We start from the raw sequence: 25716 nt of genomic DNA, 5'->3' as shown, positions 1-25716 counted from the left end.
ATCGCGTCCGCGACCGCATCTCCGCCCTGTCGATCGGCGTCGGCGTCATCACGGTCCCCCTTCCGGTGACGTGGCCCGACCTTGACAGATCGGACGGGGCACGCGGGCTGCCGGCGGCGTCCCGCGCCGCAACCGCAGGCCCGCAACCCCGTTGCACGGTCGCACCTGCCAGCCGATCGGCCTGCGGCAGGGCAGACTGCGAGGGGAAGAGGCACCTGTTGACAGGAGGCACTGCCAGCCGTGAGCGCCGCGAGGTACGACGCGACGTCAATCACCGTCCTCGAAGGGCTCGAGGCGGTGCGCAAGCGACCTGGCATGTACGTCGGCTCGACCGATGCCCGCGGTCTGCACCACCTGGTGTGGGAGGTCGTGGACAACGCGGTCGACGAGCACCTCGCGGGCCACGCGCAGAAGGTCAGCGTGACCATCCTCGGCGACGGCGGCGTCGAGGTCACCGACGATGGCCGCGGCATCCCGATCGGTCTGCACGCCAAGGAGCGCAAGCCCGCGCTCGAGGTCGTCATGACCACGCTGCACGCCGGCGGCAAGTTCGACACGCAGTCCTATGCGGTGTCCGGCGGCCTGCACGGCGTCGGCGTGTCCGTGGTCAATGCGCTGTCGTCACGCGCCGAGGTGGAGGTCAGCCGCGACGGCGGCCGCCACCAGATCGCGTTCGCCCGCGGCGCTCGCACCGCGCCTCTCAAGCGCGTCGGCAAGACGCGGAGGACCGGGACGACGCTGCGCTTCTGGCCCGACCCCGACGTGTTCGACGACACGACCTTCGATGCCGACCGCATCGCGACCCGCCTGCGCGAGACGTGCCTGCTCAACCCCGGCCTGCGCGTAGACTTCGCCGACGTGCGCGACGGTCGGCGCGAGACGTTCGCGTTCAAGCGAGGTCTCGCCGATTTCGTCGACCAACTGGTCGGCGACGACGACACGATCGTCTCCAAGCCGATCATGATCAGCGAGGCCGACGAAGTCGACGGCCAGGCGCTCGCCGTCGACCTGGCACTCACCTGGGTCGCCGGCGGCGTCGATGAGCGACTGCGCAGCTACGTCAACGTCATCCGCACGCCCGACGGCGGGACGCACGAGGAGGGCATGCGCAAGGCCCTGACCGGCACGCTCAACCGCTGGGGGCAGGCCAACCGGGCGTTCCGCAAGAAGGACCCGGGCCTGACGGGGGACGACCTTCGCGACGGACTGGTCGCGGTGCTCAGCGTCAAGCTGCCCGACGCGCAGTTCGAGGGTCAGACCAAGGCGAAGCTGGGCAGCGCGGTGATGCGCGGGTTCGTCGAGCGGACGGTCAATGACGGGCTGACGGCGTGGCTCGACGCCAACGCGACGGCCGGCCGGCGGATCTGCAAGCAGGCGCAGTTGGCGGCCCGTGCCCGCGAGGCGGCCCGCCACGCACGTGAGCTGACCCGCCGCAAGGGGCTGCTCGACACCTCCTCGGCGGGGCTGCCGGGCAAGCTCAGCGACTGCTCCTCGCGCCAGCCCGTGGAGTGCGAGCTGTATGTCGTCGAGGGTGACTCGGCGGGTGGCAGCTCCAAGCTGGCGCGCGACCGTCACACCCAGGCGATCCTGCCGCTGCGCGGCAAGGTGCTCAACGTCGAGAAGGCGCAGTTGCGGCGCATCCTGGCCAACGCCGAGATCCAGCACCTGATCCGCGCGATCGGCACCGGCATCGGCGACGACTTCGACTACAGCCGCCTGCGCTACCACAAGATCGTCGCGATGGCCGACGCCGACGTCGACGGCGGTCACATCACGACGCTGCTGCTGACGTTCTTCTACCGGATGATGCCGAAGCTGGTCGACGGCGGGCACGTGTACCTCGCACAGCCGCCCTTGTACCAGCTGCGCAAGGGCACGAAGATGGCCTACGCGTTGGACGAGGACGAGCGGGCCCGCCTGCTGCGCACCACGTTCGCCAGCCGCAACGGAAGTGACGTCAAGGTCATGCGCTTCAAGGGCCTCGGTGAGATGGACGCCGAGCAGTTGTGGGCCACGACGATGGATCCGGCCCGGCGCACGCTGCTGCGGGTCACCGTCGCGGACGCCGCGGAGGCCGACCGGATGTTCAGCCTGCTCATGGGGGAGAGCGCGTCGGACCGCCGGGACTGGATCGAAGCGAACGCGCGCTACGCCGACAACATCGACGCCTGAGTCAGTCAGCGAGGTCCGTTTAGCGCTGATCAGTGCGCCATGCGCAACACGCGCGTGCGCGCTGGGCGGAGATGTCAGCAGATGTAGTGAGGTATCCCTTGCCGTATCGAGGCGCGGCGGTGTTACGATCCGGATGCGGATGACTGGGAGCGCTTGCACCCGGCCCTGCATCGGCGTTGGGGAACGGCGCCGACGGTGACGGTCGCGTTGGCGCAATCGGCGTCGCTGGGTGGCTGGCACGTACCGGGGAGTGGCGCCGATGAGCGGTGAAGAGCGGAACCTGACGAAGGCCGAGGAGGAGCACCGCCGAGAGGAGGCCGCCGAGCGCGAGGCACGGCGCCAGGCCATCATCGAACGTCCGCGCTTCGAGGGCCTGCAGGTTGCGCCCGAGATCGACTTCTACCCGGAGGTCGCCGACCGGGAGCCCGGCGACAGCAACATCGTCCGCTGGGGCTTCGACCTGCATCCTCAGGTCACCTTCTGGTCGGCCGGGCTGGTCGTCACGTTGCTCGTCGTCACCCTGGTGTTCCGCGAGCCGATGGAGGCGTTCTTCGTCGGACTGCGCGATGGCATCAACGCGTTCTTCGGCTGGTTCTACATCCTGGCGGCCAATCTCTACGTGCTGGCCGGGCTGTTCTTCGCCTTCAGCCGGTTCGGCAAGATCCGCCTCGGAGGGCCGCAGGCGCGCCCCGAGTTCTCGACCGGTGCGTGGTACGCGATGCTGCTGTCGGCCGGCATGGGCATCGGGCTGATGTTCTGGAGCGTCGCCGAGCCGATCTTCCACCTGACGTCGCCCGCGCCGCTGTTCGGTGTCGAGGCGGGAACCGACGCCGCCGCGCAGGCCGCCCTGGCAACGACCTACTACCACTGGGGAATCCACCCGTGGGGGATCTACGCGCTGGTCAGCCTGGCGCTGGCGTTCTTCGCGTTCAACCGCGGTCTGCCACTGACGTTCCGGTCGGTGTTCTATCCGCTGCTCGGCAAGCGGATCTACGGCACCTGGGGCAACGTCATCGACGTGCTGACCGTGCTGGCGACGCTCTTCGGGCTGGCGACCTCACTCGGGTTCGGTGTGCAGCAGGCGTCGGCCGGACTGACCTTCTTGTTCGGGTGGCCGGCCAACACCGGCTTCCAGGTGCTGCTCATCGCGGCGATCACCGCAATGGCCACGCTCTCGGTCGTCGCGGGTCTCGACGCGGGCGTCAAGCGGCTCAGCCAGCTCAACATCTACCTCGCGGCGGCGTTCCTCGTGTTCATCGTCGCGGTCGGTCCCACGCTGTTCCTCCTGTCGGTGTTCATCCAGAGCACCGGTTTCTACGTCCAGGTCCTCCCCGAGCTGGCGTTCTGGACCGAGGCCTTTGGTGAGGGCGGCGGCTGGCAGGGCAGCTGGACGGTGTTCTACTGGGGCTGGTGGATCTCCTGGTCGCCGTTCGTGGGCATGTTCATCGCCCGGATCTCGAAAGGCCGCACTGTCCGCGAGCTGATCCTCGGGGTCATGGTCGCGCCGTCGCTGCTGTCGTTCGTCTGGATGGCCGTGTTCGGTGGGGCCGCGATCAACCTGCAGCTCAACGGCGTCGTCGACCTCGCGACCGCGGTCAACGAGAACGTCGCGACCGCGATGTTCGTCATGCTCGAGGCCTTTCCGCTGACCGAGTTCACGTCGATCGTCGCCGTGCTGCTGGTCGTGTCGTTCTTCGTGACCTCGTCGGACTCGGGATCGCTGGTCGTCGACCATCTGACGTCGGGCGGCAAGCTCGACTCGCCCAAGCCGCAACGGGTCTTCTGGGCTGTGATGGAGGGCGCCATTGCGGCCGTCCTGCTGCTCGGCGGCGGCCTGAACGCGTTGCAGGCCATGGCGATCGCCAGCGGCCTGCCCTTCGCGGTGATCCTCATCATCATGATGTGGAGCATGTACACGGCGTTCGACGAGGAACTCGACCTGCTCGAGGAGTACTACGACGCGGCGCTGTTCAGGGTGCGCCACCCGTCCCTCATCAGCGACGAGGACGTCTTCGGTGAGAAGTCCGACGACTCCGACACCTCCGAGACCGCCGACACTGCATCCAGCGAGAGCTGAGCCGGGGGAGGAACACCCGCAATGGCAACTGTACCCCCCATGCTACGACAGCGATCATTGGCCTGGCGATCCGTGACGCTCGCCGTGGTTCTCGGACTGCTGACGGCGGCCTGCGGCCCGGCAGCGGACGTCGCCGGTGATGGTGGTCCGGCGGCCGGCGACGACGGCGGCGGTGGCGACGGGCAGATCACGATGGCCCGCGCCACCTGGGACACCGGCTTCATGCAGGCCTACATCTACCGTGACCTGCTGACCGAACTGGGCTACGACGTGTCGGACCCATCCGAGGCCACGCTGGACCCCAACGTGTTCTACCCGGCGCTCGCCGAGGGTGACTTCGACCTGTGGGCCAACGGCTGGTTCCCGCTGCACGACATCTACCTGGAGCGGGAGCTGTTCTCCGGCGAACAGAACGAGGAGCCGATCACGCCCGTCGGGACTCAGGTCGACGGCGGCGCGCTGCAGGGGTACCTGGTCGACAAGAAGACTGCCGACGAGATGGGCCTGACCAGCATGTCGGACCTGACCGACGCCGATACGGCCGCCGCGTTCGATGGCGACGGCAACGGCCAGGCCGACCTGATCGGCTGCAACGACGGCTGGGGCTGCAACGCCGCGATCACCGAGCAGATCAACACCCTGGACTGGGGTGCGAACGTCGAGCAGATCGTCGGCGACTACTCCGTGCAGATCGACGAGGTCGCACAGAAGGTCGACGCCGGCGAGCCGGTCCTGTTCTACACCTGGACGCCCAACTGGACGATCGACGTGCTGGTTCCGGGAGAGGACGTGGTGTGGCTGGAGTCGCCGCCGCTGCCAGGTGACGACGAATCGACGACCGCGGACGGGTTGGCGGGCTGCGCCACCGGCGGCGAGTCCTGCGAGCTCGGGTGGGTCGTCAACGACATCCGCGCTGTCGTCAACAACGACTTCCTCGAGAACAACCCCGACGCGGCGGCGCTGCTCGAGGCCGTGCAGATCCCGCTGAGCGACATCAGCGCGCAGAACGCCGAGATGAACGAGGCGGGCGACAGCTACACCGAGGACGACATCGCGGCGGATGCCGCTGAGTGGATCGAGCAGAACCGCGACGCCGTCGACGGCTGGCTCGAGCAGGCCCGGTCGGCCGGCAGCTGACGCGCCACGGGGCGGCCGCGGCGACTCTACCTGCCGGCCTCCTCGCCCGCCCACGGCCGCCCTCTCCCTGAGCCGATCCGGGCGGGGATGGGTGTGCGCGCTGGACGGTCCGAGTGCTCAGGTCTGGTCGGCGGTGAGCTCGGCGAGCCAGCTGCGCAGCTCGGCCGGAGACATCACGGTCGGATCGCCCAGAGCCTCCGGCGCAACGCCGGTGAGCTGGTCGGGCACGTGCTGCACGACGCGCTCGAGGATGGCGGCGGATCCGTAGTCATCGACGATCGCGGCCATCTGCTCGTCGTGATCGGCACCGCGGGCCCGCGCCGACGCGGTCAGTCCGACGAGCAGGGACTCCCAGGTCGTCATCGGGCCCTGCGCGATCGACGCGGACTCCTCGAAGGAGTCCACGAACGCGAACGGCGTGGTCATGATCCGGTGCCCACCGCCCAGCGCGCCGTAGAGCCAGTCGGAGTCGAACGCGAAGCCGTACGTCGACGGCGCCGCCAGGATGTCGGCCAGCGCGTTGCGGCCGTAGAGCTTGAACGCCGCCTGCGTGTCGCGCAGGCCCTTCGAGAACAACGCCCGGCCCACCATGCGCTGCATGTGCCGCAACACCACGATCCCGGGGCCCCACCGCGCCTCGGCCTTGCGCAGCACCGCGTCGGGATGCTTGCGGTCGCCGATCACGACCTCCGCCCGACCCGGGTACGGCGCCAGCAGCAGACCAAGCTGACCCAGATCGACCGAGCAGTCGGCGTCCGTGTAGACGACCGCGTCCGCGCCCTCGTCGAGCGCATGCTGGGCGCCGTAGACCTGGGCGCCGCCCTTGCGCGACGCGGACGTGTCCCGCAGTTCCGCCAACGGGCCCTCGCTGGCCGGCAGTGCCTCGGCCAGCCGCAGCACGCGAACGTGATCGCCCAGCCGGTGAGCGTCCGCCATCTGCTCGGCGACGCCCGCGCTGTCGTCCGGGCAGCCGTCGTCGATGGCGACCAGGGTCCAGGTCACCGACGTGCCGTTCAGCAGCCAGTCGAGCTGGTCGAGCTTGACCGCCAGCGCATCCTCGCCGAGCGGGTTCGCGTCGTCGCGCGGCCGCAGCCGTCGTGCCTCGCCCCACATGGCGAACTGGACGACGACGTCGAGGGCGGTGCGCAACGCGATCTCGTCGAGCAGCGTCTTCGATTCGGCGAGCTTGGTGGCCACGCGCACGTCGATGCCAGCCGACGTGTCGCGGCCCAGGGCCCGCAACGCCTCGACATCGGCCCCGGTGGCGAGCATCTCGTCGGCCAGGTCGCGGACGTGCGGTTGGTTGGCCGGATCGGTCAGATCGATGTGGTCGGTGCCGCCGCTGGCGAGGTCTTCGAGCGTCGTCATGATCACGGCAGCCTACGCGACCGCTGGGCCCGGGTCACGTGCTGCCGGTGCACTGCCTGGCCGGGATCGGTTACGGAGCGCGGCACAATCGGTCTGCGACGGGTCAGCGCATCCGTCGGGCGCGTCCGTGCGGCGCGGCCGTGCAGTCGATCGACGTGGGGACATCCTTCATGAGCCGCCAGCCAAGCCTGCTGGACACCTCGGACGGCGACACCGGCCGCGGAGTGCGTCCGGTGAACATCGTCGACCGCATGCAGCAGGCCTTCCTCGACTACTCGATGAGCGTCATCGTCGGCCGCGCGCTACCTGACGTGCGCGACGGGCTCAAGCCGGTCCAGCGGCGCATCCTGTACGCGATGTGGGAGGCGGGGCTGCGCCCCGACCGTCCGTTGCGCAAGTGCGCGCGCGCCGTCGGTGAGGTCATGCAGAAGTACCACCCGCACGGTGACACCTCGATCTACGACGCCCTGGTGCGCATGGCGCAGGACTTCACGATGCGGGCGCCGCTGATCGACGGACACGGCAACTTCGGGTCGATCGACGGCGACAACGCCGCCGCGATGCGCTATACCGAGGCGCGCCTGTCCGAGGTCGCGATGGCGCTGCTCGACGGCATCGACGAGCAGACCGTCGACTTCGTGGCCAACTACGACGGCGATGACGAGGAGCCGGTCGTCCTGACGGCGCGGCTGCCGAACCTGCTGCTCAACGGGTCGACCGGCATCGCCGTCGGCATGGCCACCAACATCCCGCCCCACAACCTCGGCGAGCTGGTCGACGCATGCCTGCTGCTGGTCGAGCGGCCCGACGCCTCGCTCGACCAGCTGATGGCCAAGGTCCCAGCGCCCGACTTCCCCACGGGCGGGCGGATCGTCGAGACGGACGGCATCCGTCAGGCCTACACGACGGGGCGTGGCGCCGTGACGGTCGAGGCCGTCGCGACCACCGAGACGCGCTCCGGGGGGATGCCGCGCATCATCGTCACCGAGATCCCGTACCAGGTGAACAAGGCGACGATGCTGGAGCGCATCGCCGACCTCGTCAAGAACCGCAAGATCGACGAGATCCGCGACCTCCGGGACGAGTCGTCCCGTGACGGCATGCGGATCGTCATCGAGCTCAAGCGGGGCGAGGATCCTGCACGCGTGCTCGCCAAGCTCTACAAGCACAGCGATCTGCGCGCCAACTTCAACGTCAACATCGTCGCGCTGAACCGCGGCCAGCCCGCGACGTTGGGGCTACGTGACTGCCTGACGGCCTACGTCGACCACCAGCGCGAGGTCCTGACGCGCCGGACGACGTACCGTCGTGACCGCGCAGCCGCCCGGGCGCACGTGCTCGAGGGCCTGATGGTCGCACTGGACCACCTCGACGAGGTCATCGCACTGATCCGGGCCGCCGAGAGCGCCGACGTCGCCCGGACCCAGCTGATGGAGCGCTTCGGCCTGACCGAGATCCAGGCGACGGCCATCCTCGACATGCAGTTGCGCCGCCTCGCACAGCTCGAGCGCCGCAAGATCGTCGCTGAGCTCGCCGACCTGCGCGCGCTGATCGCCGAGCTCGAGGCGATCCTCGCCGACCCGGCCGAACTCGACAAGCTGCTCGTGAGCGAGCTGCGGGCACTGCGTCGCGCACACGCCGACCCACGCCGCAGCCGGCTCGACGGTCGTGGTCCCGCCGACGATGATCCCGACGAGGACGCCGAGGCACTGCCCACGTTCGAGGCGCAGCCGGTGACGGTGTATGTGACCGGTGGCGGGGTGATCAAGGCCGTCACCCGGCGGCGGACGAGCTCGCCGTACCGCGACGCGCGCGACCCGTTGGTGGCCGTGGTGCGGGCCACGACGGCCGATGATCTGCTCCTCGTCGACGCCGAGGGCAGTGGCTACCGGGTGGCACTCGCCGACGTGCCGGTGGTACCCGCCCGTCAGCGGGGCGTCCCGATCGTCCAGCTCTACGGCTCGCCGCCGGACGCGCCGATCGTCGGCGCCGTCCGCCTGGTCGACGGCACCGACGTGGTGACGCTGTCGGCGCGCGGGCTGGTCAAGCGCACCGGCGTCGACGAGTACCGGGGACGTACCCAGCAGATGATCGCCGCCGGTGTGCGGGACGACGACGAGCTCGTCGACGTCACGTCGTGCGCCGACGGCGACGAGCTCGTCGTCGCGCACAGCGGCGGACTGGTCATCCGGTTCGCCGCCGACGACGTCCGGTCGATGGGACGGCCCTCGTACGGCGTGGCCGCCCAGCAGGTGCGCGACGACCAGCGCTGCGTGGCGCTGTCGGTGCTGCACGCTGCTGATCCGCCGGCCGAGATCATCACGCTGGACGCCGACGGGACCGCCAAGCGCAGCCCGCTCGACGACTACCCGGCGCAGAAGCGCGGCGGCAAGGGCGTGCTGACCGGTACCGACCGTCCCGCGTGGGTCGGTGCGGCCCGCGACGTGCACGTCGTCACCATCGACGGACCCCAGGTGGTGCGACCGGCGCAGCTGACACAGGCCGGCCGCAGCGGCCGGCTCACGTCCGCGGTGGCCCCCATCACCGGTCGTGTGGTGCCCGAGCGGCGTGGCGACGATGGAGCTGGCTGACATCGTCGCCCACCGCCGGATGATCCGGCGGTACCGGCCCGACCCCGTCGATCCGGCGGCTGTCGACCGCATCGTCGACACCGCGCGCCGCGGCCCCAGCGCGGGCTTCACACAGGGCGTCGACTTCGTCGTGGTCACCGCTGATCCGACGCGCGTGCGCCTTGCTGCGCTCTGCGGCGAACCCGAGCACGTCGCCCGGGGTCGCGAACCCTGGCTGTCGGTCGCACCGGTCCACGTCGTGCCGTGCGTGCGGCCCGACAGCTACCGGGAACGCTACGCCGAGCCGGACAAGGCGGGCAGCCGCGGTCCCGCCGGATGGCACGTGCCGTTCTGGTGGGTCGACGCTGGCGCCGCCGTGATGCTGCTGCTGCTGGCGGCCGTCGACGAAGGCTTCGGTGCAGGGATGCTCGACGTCGCAGATCCTGACGGCCTGCGCGACCTGCTGGACATCCCCGGCGACGTCGCGCCCGTCGCGCTGATCACGATCGGCCATCCCGCCGACGGGCGACCGCCGTCCTCGGCCAGCCGCCGTGCGCGCCGCCCGCTGTCCGACCAGTTGCACCGGGACCGCTGGCGGGGCTGACGGGCGGGGCGCCGGCCGGGCGACGGGCGCCGGGCGCCGAGCGCCGAGCGACGCGAATCGGACACGGCGGACACCGTCGACCGTGTCGCCGGTGTCCGAAACGGATCGCTCGGGGCGCCGATGCGCTCCGGCGGCAGTTCACAGTCGATGACGGCCGCTAGGCTCGGGTCTCCACCACACGAACCGAGGAGAACCAGCCGTGGCACTGCGCATGTCGACGTTGTTCCTGCGAACCCTCCGCGAGGACCCGTCGGACGCCGAGGTGCCGAGCCACCGCCTGCTCGTGCGCGCCGGCTACGTCCGGCGCGCGGCGCCGGGGATCTTCACGTGGCTGCCGCTGGGCTGGAAGGTGTTCCGCAACGTCGAGCGCATCATCCGCGAGGAGATGGATGCCGCCGGCTTCCAGGAGGTGCACTTCCCTGCGCTGCTGCCCCGGGAGCCCTACGACGCGACGGGGCGCTGGACCGAGTACGGCGACAACATCTTCCGCCTGCGTGACCGCCGCGAGGCCGACTACCTGCTGGGACCCACGCACGAGGAACTGTTCACGCTGCTGGTCAAGGACCTGTACAGCTCGTATCGCGACCTGCCGCTGTGGATCTACCAGATCCAGACCAAGTACCGCGATGAGCCGCGGCCGCGCGGAGGGCTGCTGCGCGGTCGCGAGTTCGCCATGAAGGACAGCTACTCGTTCGACGTCGACGACGGCGGTCTCGACGACTCTTACGACCGGCACCGGGCGGCGTACCTACGGACGTTCGACCGGCTGGGTCTGCGCTACGAGATCGTGTCAGCGATGTCGGGCGCGATGGGCGGGTCGGCGTCCGAGGAGTTCCTCGCGCCCACGCCGACGGGCGAGGACACCTTCGTCAGGTGCTCGTCGTGCGACTATGCGGCCAACGCCGAGGCCGTCCGCCTCACGCCAGCCAAGCCCGTCCCCGCCGACGACGTCCCGGCCGCGCACGTCGAGGACACGCCGGACACGCCGACGATCGCGACGCTGGTCGACCTGCTCAACAGCCGCGACGACCTGCGGCGTGACGAACGTCCCTGGACCGCCGGCGACATGCTCAAGCACGTGCTGGTCCGGCTGCGGCATCCGGACGGACGCGTCGAGCCGCTGGCCATCGGTGTGCCCGGCGACCGCGACATCGACGACAAGCGGCTGGAGGCCGCCGTGACCCCGGCAGCCGTCGAGCCGTTCGACGACCCGGACTTCGCGGCGCATCCCAACCTGGTCAAAGGCTACATCGGACCGACGGCGCTGGGCGAGTCGATGGGCGTGCGATACCTGCTCGATCCCCGCATCGCCGACGGCACGCGCTGGGTCACCGGCGCCAACGAGCCGGGTCGCCACGTCGTCGACCTGGTGGCCGGCAGGGACTTCACGGCCGACGGGCTGATCGACGTCGCCGAGATCCGCGACGGCGATCCCTGTCCGCGCTGCGACGGCGAGGTCACCATCGCCCGCGGCATCGAGATCGGTCACATCTTCAAGCTCGGTCGCCGCTACGCCGAGGCGCTCGACCTGACCGTGCAGGACGAGGCCGGCAGGCAGGTCACGGTGACCATGGGGTCATACGGTATCGGCGTGTCGCGCGCCGTCCCGGCGATCGTGGAGCAGACCTACGACGACGACGGTCTGTGCTGGCCGCGGTCCGTGTCTCCGGCGGACGTCCACATCGTGGCGACCGGCAAGGACGACGTGCCCTTCGAGGCCGCTGAGGCGTTGATCGCCGAGCTCCAGGACGCCGGCGTGTCGGTGCTGTATGACGACCGCCGGGTGAGCGCCGGCGTGAAGTTCAACGATGCGGATCTGATCGGCGTGCCGACGATCGTCGTGCTCGGCCGCGGTCTCAAGCGCGGTGTCGCGGAGGTCAAGGATCGCGCGACCGGCGAACGGGTCGACGTCGAGCTGTCCGACGTCGCCGCGCACCTGACCGACCTGGTCCGTGGCAGCTGACACCATCGGACCAGCAGCCGCATGGCGCACGTCGATGTCTCCCACCTGCGGTACACCCTGCCGAACGGCAGGGTGCTGCTCGACGATGTGTCCTTCCGTGTCGGAGAGGGCGCGAAGGCGGCGCTCGTCGGCGCCAACGGGACCGGCAAGACGACGCTGCTGCGCATCCTGGCCGGCGAGCTGACGCCTGACTCCGGCACCGCCGTCACCAGCGGTGGGCTCGGCGTCATGCCACAGTTCATCGGCTCGATCGACGACGGCACCGACGTCCGCGGGTTGCTGCTGTCCGTTGCCCCCCCGGCGGTCCACGACGCGGCGGTCAGACTGGACCGTGCCGAGCTCGCGATGATGGAGTCCGACGACGAGGCGATCCAGCTCGCCTACGCCGACGCGCTCGCCGGGTGGACCGATGCGGGCGGCTACGACGCCGAGCACGTCTGGGACGCGTGCTGCACGGCGGCGGTCGGGCGGCACTACGAACAGGTGCGTCACCGCGACGTCGCGACCCTGTCAGGCGGCGAGCAGAAGCGACTCGTGCTCGAGGCCCTGCTGCGGGGACCCGACCAGATGCTGCTGCTCGACGAGCCCGACAACTTCCTCGACGTCCCCGGCAAGCTGTGGCTCGAACAGGCACTGCGAGACACGAAGAAGACGGTGCTCTACATCAGCCACGACCGCGAGCTGCTGGCGCAGACCGCCACGCGGATCGTCACGCTCGAGGGCGGCGGCGCGTGGACCCACGGGGGCGGGTTCGCCGCCTACGACGAGGCGCGGCGCGCCCGGCACGAACGGCTCGACGCGGTGCTGCGGCAGTGGGAGCGCGAGCACGAGCGCCTCAAGGCGCTGGTCCGCACGCTGCAGCAGCAGGCGGCGCGCTCACCGGACATGGCGTCGCGCTACCGGGCCATGCAGACACGGTTGCGCAAGTTCGAGGAGGCCGGCCCACCCGAGGCGCCGCCACCCGACCAGCAGGTCACCGTCCGCCTGGGCGGAGGGCGCACGGGGGACAAGGTCGTGGTCTGCGAGGGCCTCGCGCTGACGGGGCTCACAGAGCCGTTCGACCTCGGCATCTACTTCGGCGAGCGGGTGGCTGTCCTCGGGCGCAACGGCACCGGCAAGTCGCATCTGCTGCGGCTGCTCGCCGGGGACACCGTCCGCGCCGCGGTTGAGCACACCGGCCGGTGGCGCCTGGGGGCACGGGTCGTGCCCGGGCACTTCTCGCAGACCCACGATCATCCCGAGCTGGTGGGCCGGACGCTGCTCGAAATCCTGTGGGAGGACGCGGCACTGCAGCGTGGGCAGGCGATGGGAGCGCTGCGCCGCTACGAGCTGGACGACGCAGCCGCCGCGCCGTTCGAGCTGCTCTCGGGCGGCCAGCAGGCGCGGTTCCAGATCCTGTTGCTCGAACTCTCGGGAACCACGCTGCTGCTGCTCGACGAGCCCACCGACAACCTCGACGTCGTCAGCGCCGAGGCGCTCGAACGCGGACTGGGACAGTTCGAGGGCACCGTGATCGCGGTCACCCACGACCGCTGGTTCGTCCGCGGCTTCGACCGCTTCGTCGTCCTGGACGGCGACGGTCAGGTGCGCGAGGTCGACCAACCGATTTGGCAGAGCTGAGCCGGCGGCGTCGCGTCACTCGGGTGGCAGCGGGCGCCGGGTGGCCGGACCGTGCTGCCAGGGCGGGGCGTGCGTCGCGCGCCGCGCCCGGCCACCCGCCCCGCGAGATCAGCGTACGTGCGCGGCCACCGTGGCGACCGCCGACTGGAACGCGTCAGCGAACTTGTCGACGCCCTCGGCCTCGAGCTCCTTGGTGACCTGGACCAGATCCATGCCCTGCTCGCGCAGCCCGTCGAGGTGCGCGCGGGCCTCGGCGGCCGTGCCTGTCACCCGGTCATCGACGTCGGCATGGTCGCGGACGGCGCCGATCGTCTCCTCCGGCATGGTGTTGACCGTGTCGGGCGCGGCGAGCTGCTCGACGTAGACGACGTCGCTGTACGCCTCGTTCTTCGTCGACGTCGACGCCCACAGCGGTCGCTGCGGACGCGCGCCCTCTGCGGCGAGGTCGGCGAACCCCCCGTCCGCGAACCGCTGACGGAACAGGTCGTAGGCCAGACGCGCGTTGGCCACGCCCGCGGTCAACGGGGCCCGCGGTTGCACCCCGTCGTCGAACAGATCGTCGACCTTGCCGTCCACGCGGCTGACGAAGAACGACGCGACGCTGCACAGCCGCGACACGTCGCCTCCGTTGTCGAGCCGCTGGCGCACGCCGTCCATGAACGCCGTGATCACCGCGTCGTAGCGCGCCACGCTGAACAGCAGCGTCACGTTGACGTTGACGCCCTCGGCCAGCAGGCGCGTGATGGCCGGCAGCCCCGGTTCGGTGCCGGGCACCTTGATCATCAGGTTCGGCCGGTCGATCTCCGCGAACAGCGCGAGGCCCTCGGACACCGACTTCTCGGTGTCGTAGGCGCTGTTGGGATCCAATTCGATCGACACCTGCCCGTGAAGGCCGTCGGTCTCGTTCCACAGGTCGAGGAACTCGTCGCAGGCGCCGGTGACGTCGCGCTTCATAATCGTCCACAGCGCGTCGCGCGGATCCTCGCCCCGAAGCTCGGCGAGTTGCTCGTCGTAGCTGTCGTCGCTCCCGAGCGCGCTGTCGAAGATCGACGGGTTCGACGTGAGCCCCCGCAGTTCGCCCGTGGAGATCATCCTGGCGATGTATCCGCCATCGCCGAGGTACGAGCGCTTGATGCTGTCGAGCCAGACGGCCTGACCCAGGTCATTGAGCTGCTGCAACGGGTTCATCGTGTCACTCCTGTCCGACGAGGTCGCGGACGGCCGTGGCGATCGCGGCGGCGTCGATGCCGGCGTCGGCGAGTTGCTCGTCCGACGTCGCCGAGCCCGGCATCGTGCGTACCGCCAGCTTGCGCAGCTGCAGTGGCAGCCCCGACGCTGCGAGCGCCTCGAGCACCGCGTCGCCCAGGCCGCCCTCCGCGCGGTGGTCCTCGACGGTCACCACGCGCCCCGCGGTCGCCGTCGCGGCGTCCCGCACGGTCGCCGCGTCCAGCGGCTTGACGGAGTAGCAGTCGATCACACGCACGGCGAGGCCGTCCCCGGCGAGCGCGTCGGCGGCCTCGAGCGCCTCGTGCAGGGTTATGCCTGCGGCACAAATGGTGACCAGGTCGTCGCTGGACGACCGCAACGTCGCGCTGCCGCCGATGGCGATGTCCGCGCCGGGTCCGTGGATGACGGGGGTGCCGCCGCGCGTCGTGCGCAGGTAGCTGACACCCTCGCGGTCCGCGAGCGCGGCCACCAGCTTGGCGGTGCTGTTGGCGTCGGCCGGGTAGAGCACCGTCGATCCATGGATCACGCGGAAGGAGGCGATGTCCTCCAGGCCCATCTGGGATGGTCCGTCCTGGCCGATCTCGACGCCGGCGTGCGAGCCGGACACGCGGATGCTGGCCCGGCTGACGGCGGCCATCCGAACGAAGTCGTACGCGCGGCTCGTGAAGGCCGAGAACGTCGACGCGAAGGGGACCCACCCGCGGACGTCCATGCCGACGGCCGCGGCGATCATCTGCTGCTCGGCGATGTACATCTCGAAGAAACGCTCGGGGTGCGCCTCCTTGAAGTCCTCGGCGCGGGTGGAGTTGCTCACCTCACCGTCGAGCGCGACGACGTCACCGCGGATGTTGCCCAGCGCCGCGAGCGCGGCACCGTACGCGTCGCGGGTGGCGACGCTCTCCCCGAGATCCCACGTCGGCAGCTCCCCCCCGCCGGTGTCGAAGACGTGGGGCTTGGCGTCACCCGACGGCGTCCGTACCGCTACGCGCATGCCGGGGTCTCCGCCGAGCTCGGCGATGGCGGCCTCGACGTCGTCGATGGCCTTGCCATGCATGCCGTCGACGTTCTCGACCGCCTCGACGCCCTTGCCCTTCACCGTGCGGGCGATGATCACCGTGGGGCGACCGGTCGTGTCGATGGCCTCGGCGTACGCGCGATCGACCGCCTCGACGTCGTGTCCGTCGACCTCGATCGCGTTCCACCCGAACGCCTCGGCCCGGCGGCGGTACACGTCGGTGTCCCACCCGTACTGCGTCGGGCCTCGCTGACCCAACCGGTTCACATCGATGATGGCCGTCAGGTTGTCCAACTGCTCGAATGCCGCGCGTTCGAACGCCTCCCACATCGACCCCTCGGTCATCTCGCTGTCGCCGCACAGCACCCATACGCGGTAGGGCAGGCGGTCGAGCTTGGTGCCCGCCAGTGCGATGCCGACGCCGAAGGGCAGGCCCTGACCGAGGGAACCGGTGCCCACGTCGACCCATGGCAGCACCGGCGTAGGGTGTCCCTCCAGGCGGCTGCCGCGCAGTCGGTAGGTCATCAGCTCGTCGTCGTCGATGGCACCGGCCGCCTTGTACAGCGCGTAGAGCAGCGGCGTGGCGTGACCCTTCGAGAAGATGAGGTGATCGTTGCCGGGATTGTCCGCGTCGTCGAAGTCGTAGGTCAGGTAGCCGTCGAACAGGACGGCCATCAGCTCGGCGGCCGACATGCCTGACGTCGGATGCCCCGAGCCGGTGACGGAGGGGGCGCGGACCGTGTCGACGCGCAACTGCTGCGCGAGCTCGCGGCGGTCGTCGTGCTGCATGGCGGTGCTCCTGTCGAAGGTTCGTGGGGTGGCTGGGGGCGCGTGGCGGGGCCGAACGCGCCGATGGGATCACGTGTACCCGCCGCCACCGCCGACCGAACCGCGACCGGTTGGTGATCCAGGCCGCTCTCGGGTCCGAAAGTGGTCGCGGAGTGGTCGGCTGTGCTGAGGCGGACGACTAGACTGGCGCCGCCGTGATCGAACATACCGACGCCCCGTTGTGGGCCGCTCCTGACGACCGCGGGTCGACCGACACGCCTTCGGCCGGCCCGCCGGCCGGTCGTGCCATCCGCCGGAACACGATCGCGGCCTACGTCGCGCTGACCAAGCCGCGCATCATCGAACTGCTGCTCGTGACGACCGTCCCCGCCATGTTCGTCGCGCAGCGCGGCATCCCCCCGCTGTGGCTGATGATCGCGACGACGCTCGGCGGTGCGGCAGCGGCGGGCAGCGCGAACGCGATCAACTGCTGGGTCGATCGCGACATCGACGCGCTGATGGCGCGGACCGCGCATCGGCCGCTGGTGCGGTCGGAGGTGCCGCCTCGCAACGCCCTGGTGTTCGGAGTGGCACTCGGCGTCGTCGCGTTCGTGTGGCTCGCAATGACGGTGAACCTCATGGCCGCCTCGCTGGCGATCGCGGCCAACCTGTTCTACGTCCTCGTGTACACCATGGGCCTCAAGCGGCGGACGGCGCAGAACATCGTGATCGGTGGCGCCGCGGGCTGCGTTCCCGTGCTGGTCGGCTGGTCGGCGGTGACTGGCACGATCGAGCTTCCCGCCCTGCTGCTGTTCGCAATCGTGTTCGCATGGACGCCTCCGCACTTCTGGGCCCTGGCGGTTCGCTACCGCCGCGACTACGCGCGTGCCGGCGTGCCGATGATGCCGGTGGTCATGGGCGTGACCGAGACCACGCGGCACATATTGCTGTACACGATCCTGCTGGTCACGCTCACGCTGATGTTCGGCGCCGTCGCCGACCTCGGTCTGCTGTACCTCATCAGTGCCATCGTGCTCGGCGGCGTCTACGTCCTGTCGTCGGTGCGGCTGTGGCGGACGCCCGACGCGGTCACCGCGCACGCGTCGTTCCGCTGGTCGATCACGTACATCACGCTGCTGTTCGCTGCGATGGCGGTCGATGTGACGCTGGCGGGCGGTACGCCGACGTTGTGACCGCCCGTGCGGACGCCGTCGCCGTGCGTCGGCGTCCAGCGCTGGGCGCCGACGCGCGGTCACGCTCCGCACGGCAACGGTGACGTGTCTGCGAATTTCGCAGCGCACGTTTGACAAGGCCATGTGACGACGTCTACAACCGGGCCACGGGGATTCGGTGGACGACGGATGAGGGGGGTCCACCGGCTCCTCCTGCCCGCACGCCCCGTCCGGGCGCTGCCGGGTGGCTCGACGACCCGGTGTGCGTCGGCACTGCGGCCCGCGTCGACAACGTGACCGCCCTGTCATGCCTCCGGCTTGCGAATCGCGTGGGTTGCGTCTGGACCATGCCGCGTGCGAGGTCGCGCCGACGTACTACGCTCCCGGCGGTCCCGGACGAAAGGTGAGCACGTGCCCCCTGCTGAGGAACGCGTCGCGGTCGTCTTCCCCGGACAGGGTAGTCAGCGCGCCGGCATGGCCGGGCCATGGCGTGATCAGCCGGCGTTCGCCCGCTGGGCCGAGGCCGACGACCTGCTCCGCAGGGACGTGTCCCGTCTCGGCCTCGACGCCGACGACGACGAGCTGCGCATCCCTGTCAACTGCCAGGTGGCGCTGTTCGTGCACTTCGTCGTGGAGCTCGAGAGCTGGCGTGCGGCCGGGGCAGAGGCGGACGTGACCGCCGGCCACTCGCTGGGGGAGTACGCTGCACTCGTCGCCGCCGGCGTCCTCGACTTCGCGGACGGGCTCCGACTGGTCGACGCCCGCGCACGTGCCACGCAGGATGCCGCCGACGAACGGCCGGGAACGATGGTCGCGTGCCTGGGTTACCCGGTCGACGCCGTGACGGAGGCGTGCGCACAGGTCGGCGCCCACGTCGCGAACGACAACGCGCCGGGCCAGCTGGTCGCTGCCGGAACCGCCGAGGACCTGGACCGGTTGCGTGACGTGCTGGCTGCATCCGGTGCGCGGGGCAAGGTCGTCGCGCTGCAGGTGGGCGCCGCCTACCACAGCCCGCACATGGCCCCGGCGGTCGAAGCGTTCGGCCCGGCACTCGACGCGGTCGAGTTCGCGGCCGCGAAGCTGCCGGTGGTCGCCAACGTCGACGCGACGGCGCACGCCGACGCCGACGACTGGCCGTCGCTGCTGCGCACGCAGCTGACGTCACCAGTCCGCTGGCGCGAGACGGTCGCCGCGTTCGCCGAGCTCGGCGTGGGTGAGGTGGTCGAGCTGGGCCCGTCCGCCGTGTTGACGGGCCTGGTCAAGCGCACCGACCGTTCGCTGGGGCGCCGCACCGTCATCACGCCGGACGACCTGACGGGAGGTGGACGGTGAGCGGATGGGCGCTGGTCACCGGCTCGTCGAAGGGCATCGGCGCAGCGGTCGCGACGGGACTGGCCGCTGACGGCTTCGACGTCGTCGTGCACTACGGCGGTGACCGCGCCGGTGCCGAGCACGTCGCCGAGCGGTGCGCCGGCCATGGCGTCCAGACCCGTGTGGTCGGGGCGGACCTGCGCTGGGATCCCGCTCCGCTGGTCGAGGCTGCCGAGGACGTGGGCGGGCTTGCAGCCCTCGTCAACAACGCCGGTGTCACCGCGGACGGCCTCGCGATGACGATGTCCGACGAGGACTTCGCGCTCACCTGGCAGGTCAACGTCGCCGCCGCGTTCGCCCTGACCCGGGCCGTGCTGCGGCGCATGCTGCGGGCGCGCGCGGGGCGCATCGTCACGATGTCGAGCGTGGTCGGGCTGCACGGCAACGCCGGCCAGGCGAACTACGCGGCCAGCAAGGCGGCGCTCGTCGGATTGACGAAGACACTGGCGCGTGAGGTCGGCAGGCGTGGGATCACCGCGAACGTCGTGGCACCCGGATTCATCGAGACCGGCATGACCGCGGCGGTCGACACGACCGGGTACGTCGACCGCGTGCCCGCCGGTCGCCTCGGCACCCCCGACGAGGTCGCGGCCGCGGTCCGCTTCCTGTGCTCGCCGGCTGCGTCGTACGTCAATGGCGCGGTGCTCCAGGTCGACGGCGGCCTGTTCGCCTAGCGCATCGCCGACGGATGCCGACCACCGCTCTGCACCTCGTCCACCGCGTCGCGGCGCCCCCCGTCGCCTGGCTGCTGCGACCGACCGTCACGGGCACCGTGAACGTGCCGGCACACGGCGGCGTGCTGCTCGCTGTCAACCACGTTTCCAACCTGGACAACTACCTCGTGTCCGCGGTGTGCCCCCGGCCCGTCGCCTACGTGGGCAAGCAGGAGCTCGCCCGAGGGCTGTTCGGGGCGTTCAACGTCGCGATGGGCATGGTGCCCATCGAGCGCGGACGCGCGGACGCCTCGGTGATCGAGCAGGTCGCCGATGTCGTCAGGCGGGGTGAGGTGGTGGCGCTGTTCCCGGAGGGAAGCCGTAGCCCGACCGGGCAGCTGTTCCGGTTCCGCAGCGGTCTGGCACGCATCGCACATGCGGCCCGCGCCGACGTCGTCCCCGTCGGCATCCGTGGTGCCGCCGACGTGTGGCCCCGCGGTCGATGGCCGAAGCCGCGGCGCCCCGCGCCCGGCCTGCTTGAGGTTCACTTCGGCGCACCGGTCGCGCCGCCGGAGGTGCCGCAGGGCAGGGCCCGCCGTGTCTGGACCGAGCAGATCCGTGCGCAGGTCGCCCGCCTGAGCGGCCAGACGATGGCCGACAGCTTCGCCCCGGTCGCCGACGACGGCGAGCGCTGACCCGATCTCGGTGCGACCGCTCCGCGCGCGGAGCGGGCGGCTCGCTGACCGCGTCGCGCTCGTCGGATCGTGTCGCGGCGCGAATGGATGATTGGCGGCCTGCCGGGTATCAACAGCGTGACGCGTTGCGATCGAAGGAGCCTGCGATGCCATTGTCGTCCGTGCCGCTGTCAGCCGAGCACCGTCAGCAGAGCGTGGACCGGATGCGCGACGAGGTCTTCGACGTCATGGTGATCGGCGGTGGTGTCGTCGGGGCGGGGGTGGCGTTGGACGCGGCGACACGTGGGCTGACCGTCGCGCTCGTCGAGCAGCGTGACTTCGCATCCGGAACGTCGAGCAAGTCGAGCAAGCTCATCCACGGCGGCCTGCGCTACCTCGAGCAGTTCAACTTCGGGCTGGTGCGCGAGGCACTGCGTGAGCGGTCGCTGCTGCTCAACACGCTGTGCCCCCACCTCGTCCACCCCGTGCAGTTCCTGTTCCCGCTGCGCAACCGCATCTGGGAGCGCGGGTACGTCGGCTCCGGCGTGATGCTGTACGACCTGCTGGGCGGCGCGCGGGCCGTGCCGGCGCACCGGCACCTGTCCAAGCGCCGGGCGCTGCAGATCGCGCCGGCGCTGAAGGAGGACTCGCTCGTCGGCGCCATCCAGTACTACGACGCGCAGGTCGACGACGCGCGCCACACGATGATGATCGCGCGCACGGCCGCGACGTACGGGGCGGCGGTCGCGACGAGTGTGCGGGTGAGCGACCTGATCCGTGACGGTCAGCGCGTGACGGGCGCCAACGCCCGCGACCTCGAGGCCGGTGAGGACCTCGCGGTACGGGCGACGCACGTCATCAACGCGACCGGCGTGTGGACCGACGACATCAACGACATGCTCGGCGGCAGCACCAAGTTCGAGGTCCGGCCATCCAAGGGCATCCACATCGTGGTCCCGCGCGAGCGCATCCGGATGGACACCGGACTGATCACGAAGACCGAGAAGAGCGTGCTGTTCGTCATCCCGTGGGGTGCCCACTGGGTGATCGGCACCACCGACACCGACTGGCAGCTCGACGTGGCGCATCCCACGGCCACGCGCAGCGACATCGAGTACGTCCTCGACCACGTCAACGAGTGGGTCGACGACGCGATCACCGTCGACGACATCGTCGGCGTCTTCGCGGGGCTGCGTCCGCTGCTGGCCGAGGATCCGTCGATGGGCACCGCCGAGCTCAGTCGTGAGCACTCCGTGCTCCAACCGACCGACGGCCTCACGATCGTCGCGGGCGGCAAGTACACGACGTACCGTGTGATGGCCGAGGACGCCGTCGACGCCGCCGCGAAGAAGATGCCGAAGGCCGTCCCGGACTCCGTGACGAATCAGGTGCGCATCGTGGGCGCCGAGGGGTACCACGCGCTCCGGAACGGGCGCCAGCAGCTTGCGTCGCGGAGTGGCCTGCACGTCGCGGTGATCGACCACCTGCTGGGCCGCTACGGCTCGCTGGTGGCCGACATCCTCGCGTTGGTCGATGAGCGCCCGGAGCTCGGCGAGTCGCTCCCGGGTGCGGAGGGCTACCTGGCCGCCGAGGTCGTCTACGCGGCGCGCGCCGAGGCCGCGCTGCACGTGGACGACGTACTCGAGCGGCGCACGCGCATCTCGTTCGAGGTCGCAGACAGCGGTCTGGAGGCTGCCGAAACCGTCGCCCACCTGATGGGTGACGAGCTCGGCTGGGACGACGAGACCCGTCGCCGCGAGCTCGAGCTGTACCGCACCCGCGTCGAGGCCGAGCACGCCGCGCACCGGGAGATGACCGACCAGGCGGCCGAGGCGATCACCAGCGAGGCACCCGAGGCACGTGTCGGTGCAAGCTGATCGGCGGACGCCGCCTCCCGCACGCACGACCTCCGTGAAGACGACGGCGAACGTCGCCGTCGTCTTCGACCTCGGCGGGGTGCTGCTCGACTGGGACCCGACCTACGTGCTCGAACGGTCGCAGATCGAGGCGCTGGACATCGCGGGCGTGCAGCGGGAGCTCGATCTCGGCATTCCGCTCGAACAGGTGCGCACACAGTGGCACGCGACGTTCCCCGGCGATGTGGCGACCATCGACCACTACCTCGACAACTGGCATCACACCCTGCCCGGAGCGTTGGATGCGACGGTGGCCGTCCTGGACGAGCTGCACCGGTTGGACGTTCGGCTGTACGCGCTGTCGAACTTCTCCGGCGACCTGTTCCGTCAGCAACGGTCGAGGTTCGACTTCCTCGACAGGTTCGACGGCCTGCTCATCTCCGGCGACGAGGGGCTGGTGAAACCGGACCCCGCCATCTTCGGCCTGCTGATCGAGCGCTTCGACCTGGATCCCCTGGCCACCGTCTTCGTCGACGATCGCGACGACAACGTCGCCGGCGCGCGAGACGCCGGACTCCACGCGATCCGGTTCGAGTCCGCGGCGCAGCTGCGACGCGATCTGGCGCACCTGGGCGTGCTGCCCGGTCACGGCCGCAGCTGACGCCTTCGGCGACCGTGACGTGTGGCGGGGTGGTCGTCGGGGACGATGGCAGACGTCGAAGCTCGAAGGGTTGACACCATGCGCTTGAGTCATCTCGCGTCGGCCGCGGCCGGCGCTGCCATCGCCCTGGGTGGACAGCGTGCGCTGCGTTCCGCACCGGGCCGCTTCGCCCGGATGGGGGGATCGACCCTGGCATCGGTGGGCGCGGCCGCATGGATCACCGACTTCCTCAACGCCGCGTACTACGCCAAGCCACGAGACCGCCGCGACCTGGATGACCTGCGCATGGCGTTCCTGGTGCTGACGACCTACTGGCACCAGGCCGGGGCCAGGCAGCTCGGCGCCGCCGATGTGGTGCGGTTCCACCGTGCGCTGGGCACGTCACGGTTCCGCGGCACCGGAGGCCGGACGGGCACGCTCGACACCGCGTCGCTGCTCGAGGGCGGGGCGCGGCTGCTCGGCGACTGGTTCCCCGACGCCGCCGGCGACGACGACCGGCGGGGCTGGGGCATCGCGTTCCCGACGCGCGCCGATAAGGACACCCACGATCCCGAGGTCCGTCTCGGGCAGGCACGGGTGGGTGCGCTCACCCCGCCCCAGGCGCCCGAGGACCAGCAGATCTGGCACACGTACCCGCCGGTCGAGGTTCCGGACGCCGGTGCGACGGCCGCCGCCGTGCTCGCCGTCGAGCACTGGCCCGACTATGCCAGCGAGCTCGGGCGCTTCACGCCGCTGCGCCGCCGCGGGCTCGCCGGTCAGACGTTCGAGATCGAGGTCGTCGCCTTCCCCAGCCCTCGCACACCGGTGTTCACCCGTGGCTACGTCACCATCACCGCCCTGGTGACGGCCGACGACCCGGCGGCACTGGACGCATGGGTCGACGACGTCCGCCACGGGTTCGTCGCGCGCCCCGACGAGCAGGCGCCGATCCCCGACGGCGCGGACGTCCACGCCGGGTTCGACCTGACGTGCCACGAGCACCACTTCATGGGCAACGCCAAGAACCGCCTGGTGCTGTACTCGTTCGACGGGCGCAGCTACCTGCGGGCCGCGGGCACGTGGGATCCGATGCAGCCACACCTCGCGCAACTGTACGACCGCGTCGGTCGCTACTCGCAGCACGCGTTCTGGGGCATGGAGAGCCCGCGCGAATCGATGTTGCACCAGATCGCCGCCTACGTCGCGGCGCGACATGATCGGGTGGCGCCATGACCGATCACGCCGACGCCGTCGTGATCGGGTCGGGGCCCAACGGCCTGGCCGCCGCCATCCGCCTCGCGCGTGCCGGTCGTGCAGTGGCGGTGTGCGAGGCGGCGGCGATGCCCGGCGGCGCGGTCAAGAGCGAACCGCTGACCCTGGACGGCTTCGTACACGACACCTACAGCGCCGTGCACCCGGCCGGTGCCGCCTCGCCGGTGTTCAACCGTCTGCCGCTGGAGGTGCACGGGCTGCGATGGATCAACCCCCCCGTCGCGATGGCCCATCCCATGCCGGACGGCCGCGCGGGCGCGCTGTACCGGAAGCTGGAGCGCACGGTCGACAGCCTGAACGACCTGCACCCTGGTGACGGTGACGCATGGCGCCGGTTCGCGACGCCGTACCTCGACAACCTGCCATCACTCAAGCGGACGTTGCTCGGCGGGTTCCCTCCGCTGCGGGGTGCCGTGCCGCTGGCGTTCGGGCTTGGCCTGACCGGCGTGCTGGAGTTCGCCCGGCTGCTGCTGATGCCCGCTGCGCGCCTGGCCGCGGAGCTGTTCGAGGGGCCACACGCCCGCGCCTGGCTGTACGGGTCGGTGCTCCACGGCGACGTGCCCGCCGAGGAGGCCGGCTCGGCGATCGCGGGCGGATATCTGCAACTGCTCGGCCATGCGGTCGGTTGGCCCAGTCCGCACGGCGGTGCCGGCCGGCTGACGGACGCTCTGGTGTCGTATCTCGAGTCGCTGGGCGGTGAGGTGCGGTTGTCGACACCGGTGGAGCGGATCGTCGCCGACGACCGCCGCGTTGCAGGTGTCATCACCGGCGGCGGTGATCGCCTGCGCGCCCCGATCGTCATCGCGTCCACCACGCCGCACGCATTGCTGCGGCTCACGGGCAGGGCGATGCCGGACCGCTACGCGGCGCGCCTGGCGCGGTACCGCTATGGCCCCCGGACGGTGAAGATCGACTGGGCGTTGTCCGAGCCGGTGCCGTGGACCGCGCCCGAGGCACGGGTGGCCGGCACCGTGCACGTCGGGGGACCCGCCGAGGCGGTGACCAGACAGACGACGGACGTCCGCGCCGGGCGGATCCCCGAGCGTCCCTTCATGCTGTTCGGGCAGCAGAGCCTGGCCGACCCGACGCGCGCACCAGCCGGGCATCACACCGCCTGGGCCTACACGAGGGTGCCAGCGCAGGTCGTCGGAGCCGAGGCGGTCACGGCCCACGCCGAGCGCATGACCGACCAGATGGAACGGTTCGCTCCCGGGTTCCGCGACACCGTGCTGGCACGCCACGTCCAGGGGCCCGCCGATCTCGAGGACGGTGATCCCAACCTGGTCGGGGGTGACGTCGGCGGCGGCACCTACACGCTCGATCAGACGATCTTCCGGCCGCTGCCCGCGCTGGTGCCCTACGCAACTCCGATCCGGGGCCTCTGGCTGGGCAGCGCCTCGGCGTTTCCCGGGGGTGCCGTCCACGGCGTGCCCGGCTGGGCCGCCGCGAGCTACGCCCTGGCCGCCGACCGCCTCGGGCGCTGAGATCCGTGGACGACGTCCGTTAGGATTGACCGAACGGTCGGTAGAGGATGGCGGTGCCGTCCCGGGAGGAGAC

18 protein-coding genes are annotated in these 25716 nt (G+C 70.7%); 15 read left to right on the top strand and 3 right to left on the bottom strand.

The features are described 5' to 3' along the window. Positions 1–240 precede the first annotated feature (240 nt). The 3 genes from VFZ70_05470 (at position 241) to proX (ending at position 5386) form a co-directional block, all read left to right on the top strand. On the top strand, positions 241–2172 hold the full coding sequence (locus tag VFZ70_05470) for a DNA gyrase subunit B (protein HEX6255243.1): 1932 nt from the start codon (positions 241–243) through the stop codon (positions 2170–2172). A gap of 259 nt (positions 2173–2431) precedes the next feature. Beyond that, positions 2432–4249, top strand: coding sequence for a BCCT family transporter (locus VFZ70_05465; GenBank protein ID HEX6255242.1), 1818 nt, complete (start codon positions 2432–2434; stop codon positions 4247–4249). 21 nt (positions 4250–4270) lie between these two features. Further along, positions 4271–5386 (top strand): glycine betaine/L-proline ABC transporter substrate-binding protein ProX, encoded by a 1116-nt coding sequence (gene proX, locus VFZ70_05460; GenBank protein ID HEX6255241.1) that lies wholly within the window; start codon positions 4271–4273, stop codon positions 5384–5386. Positions 5387–5503: 117 nt separating this feature from the next. On the opposite strand, the gene VFZ70_05455 is transcribed toward proX, so the two are convergent. Continuing rightward, entirely contained in the window at positions 5504–6754 is a 1251-nt protein-coding gene (locus VFZ70_05455; protein ID HEX6255240.1) for a hypothetical protein, read from the bottom strand. 170 nt (positions 6755–6924) lie between these two features. Between VFZ70_05455 and VFZ70_05450 the strand changes: the two genes are divergently transcribed. From VFZ70_05450 to VFZ70_05435, 4 genes are all read left to right on the top strand, one after another. Beyond that, complete coding sequence (locus tag VFZ70_05450; protein ID HEX6255239.1) at positions 6925–9345, top strand: DNA topoisomerase (ATP-hydrolyzing); 2421 nt, start codon at positions 6925–6927, stop codon at positions 9343–9345. After that, entirely contained in the window at positions 9332–9928 is a 597-nt protein-coding gene (locus VFZ70_05445) for a nitroreductase family protein (protein HEX6255238.1), read from the top strand. Before VFZ70_05450 ends, VFZ70_05445 begins: the two co-directional genes overlap by 14 nt. Positions 9929–10127: 199 nt before the next feature. Beyond that, on the top strand, positions 10128–11891 hold the full coding sequence (locus tag VFZ70_05440) for a proline--tRNA ligase (protein ID HEX6255237.1): 1764 nt from the start codon (positions 10128–10130) through the stop codon (positions 11889–11891). 21 nt (positions 11892–11912) lie between these two features. Then, positions 11913–13511: an ATP-binding cassette domain-containing protein gene (locus VFZ70_05435; protein ID HEX6255236.1), complete on the top strand. Its 1599-nt coding sequence runs from the start codon at positions 11913–11915 to the stop codon at positions 13509–13511. A 108-nt stretch (positions 13512–13619) separates the two neighbouring features. Here VFZ70_05435 and tal read toward each other — a convergent pair whose 3' ends face one another. Both tal and VFZ70_05425 read right to left on the bottom strand, forming a co-directional pair. Next, positions 13620–14699 carry a transaldolase gene (tal, locus tag VFZ70_05430; protein HEX6255235.1) on the bottom strand — a complete coding sequence of 360 codons (1080 nt, stop codon included), beginning with the start codon at positions 14697–14699 and terminating at the stop codon, positions 13620–13622. 4 nt (positions 14700–14703) lie between these two features. Beyond that, positions 14704–16542: a transketolase gene (locus VFZ70_05425; GenBank protein HEX6255234.1), complete on the bottom strand. Its 1839-nt coding sequence runs from the start codon at positions 16540–16542 to the stop codon at positions 14704–14706. Between the two features lie 194 nt (positions 16543–16736). Here VFZ70_05425 and VFZ70_05420 point away from each other — a divergent pair, with 194 nt between their 5' ends. The 8 genes from VFZ70_05420 to VFZ70_05385 all read left to right on the top strand — a co-directional run bounded on the left by VFZ70_05420 (position 16737) and on the right by VFZ70_05385 (position 25643). Then, positions 16737–17714, top strand: coding sequence for a heme o synthase (locus tag VFZ70_05420; protein HEX6255233.1), 978 nt, complete (start codon positions 16737–16739; stop codon positions 17712–17714). A 390-nt stretch (positions 17715–18104) separates the two neighbouring features. After that, complete coding sequence (locus tag VFZ70_05415; protein ID HEX6255232.1) at positions 18105–19025, top strand: ACP S-malonyltransferase; 921 nt, start codon at positions 18105–18107, stop codon at positions 19023–19025. Beyond that, positions 19022–19738 (top strand): 3-oxoacyl-ACP reductase FabG, encoded by a 717-nt coding sequence (gene fabG / locus VFZ70_05410; GenBank protein ID HEX6255231.1) that lies wholly within the window; start codon positions 19022–19024, stop codon positions 19736–19738. Before VFZ70_05415 ends, fabG begins: the two co-directional genes overlap by 4 nt. Before the next feature lie 14 nt (positions 19739–19752). After that, positions 19753–20412, top strand: a complete 660-nt coding sequence (locus tag VFZ70_05405) for a lysophospholipid acyltransferase family protein (GenBank protein HEX6255230.1) — start codon at positions 19753–19755, stop codon at positions 20410–20412. 146 nt (positions 20413–20558) lie between these two features. Further along, the gene (locus VFZ70_05400; protein HEX6255229.1) at positions 20559–22268 is read left to right on the top strand and encodes a glycerol-3-phosphate dehydrogenase/oxidase; all 1710 of its coding nucleotides are present in this window, start codon (positions 20559–20561) and stop codon (positions 22266–22268) included. A gap of 34 nt (positions 22269–22302) precedes the next feature. Continuing rightward, on the top strand, positions 22303–22908 hold the full coding sequence (locus VFZ70_05395; GenBank protein HEX6255228.1) for an HAD family phosphatase: 606 nt from the start codon (positions 22303–22305) through the stop codon (positions 22906–22908). A 78-nt stretch (positions 22909–22986) separates the two neighbouring features. Continuing rightward, the gene (locus tag VFZ70_05390; protein ID HEX6255227.1) at positions 22987–24120 is read left to right on the top strand and encodes a hypothetical protein; all 1134 of its coding nucleotides are present in this window, start codon (positions 22987–22989) and stop codon (positions 24118–24120) included. After that, positions 24117–25643 carry an NAD(P)/FAD-dependent oxidoreductase gene (locus VFZ70_05385; protein ID HEX6255226.1) on the top strand — a complete coding sequence of 509 codons (1527 nt, stop codon included), beginning with the start codon at positions 24117–24119 and terminating at the stop codon, positions 25641–25643. The genes VFZ70_05390 and VFZ70_05385 overlap by 4 nt, the downstream gene beginning before the upstream one ends. Positions 25644–25716 lie beyond the last annotated feature (73 nt).

It is taken from the genome of Euzebyales bacterium (genome assembly GCA_036374135.1).
Taxonomy (GTDB): Bacteria; Actinomycetota; Nitriliruptoria; order Euzebyales; family JAHELV01; genus JAHELV01.
Note: the sequence above shows the minus strand (reverse complement) of the source record. Positions and strands in the feature narration are given on the sequence as shown.

Excerpts from the sequence above, each read along its gene's own strand:
- VFZ70_05465 (HEX6255242.1), top strand. The coding sequence starts at position 2,432 with ATGAGCGGTGAAGAGCGGAACCTGACGAAGGCCGAGGAGGAGCACCGC.
- proX (HEX6255241.1), top strand. The coding sequence starts at position 4,271 with ATGGCAACTGTACCCCCCATGCTACGACAGCGATCATTGGCCTGGCGA.
- VFZ70_05455 (HEX6255240.1), bottom strand. The coding sequence starts at position 6,754 with ATGACGACGCTCGAAGACCTCGCCAGCGGCGGCACCGACCACATCGAT.
- VFZ70_05450 (HEX6255239.1), top strand. The coding sequence starts at position 6,925 with ATGAGCCGCCAGCCAAGCCTGCTGGACACCTCGGACGGCGACACCGGC.
- VFZ70_05445 (HEX6255238.1), top strand. The coding sequence starts at position 9,332 with ATGGAGCTGGCTGACATCGTCGCCCACCGCCGGATGATCCGGCGGTAC.
- VFZ70_05435 (HEX6255236.1), top strand. The coding sequence starts at position 11,913 with ATGGCGCACGTCGATGTCTCCCACCTGCGGTACACCCTGCCGAACGGC.
- tal (HEX6255235.1), bottom strand. The coding sequence starts at position 14,699 with ATGAACCCGTTGCAGCAGCTCAATGACCTGGGTCAGGCCGTCTGGCTC.
- VFZ70_05425 (HEX6255234.1), bottom strand. The coding sequence starts at position 16,542 with ATGCAGCACGACGACCGCCGCGAGCTCGCGCAGCAGTTGCGCGTCGAC.
- VFZ70_05405 (HEX6255230.1), top strand. The coding sequence starts at position 19,753 with ATGCCGACCACCGCTCTGCACCTCGTCCACCGCGTCGCGGCGCCCCCC.
- VFZ70_05400 (HEX6255229.1), top strand. The coding sequence starts at position 20,559 with ATGCCATTGTCGTCCGTGCCGCTGTCAGCCGAGCACCGTCAGCAGAGC.
- VFZ70_05390 (HEX6255227.1), top strand. The coding sequence starts at position 22,987 with ATGCGCTTGAGTCATCTCGCGTCGGCCGCGGCCGGCGCTGCCATCGCC.
- VFZ70_05385 (HEX6255226.1), top strand. The coding sequence starts at position 24,117 with ATGACCGATCACGCCGACGCCGTCGTGATCGGGTCGGGGCCCAACGGC.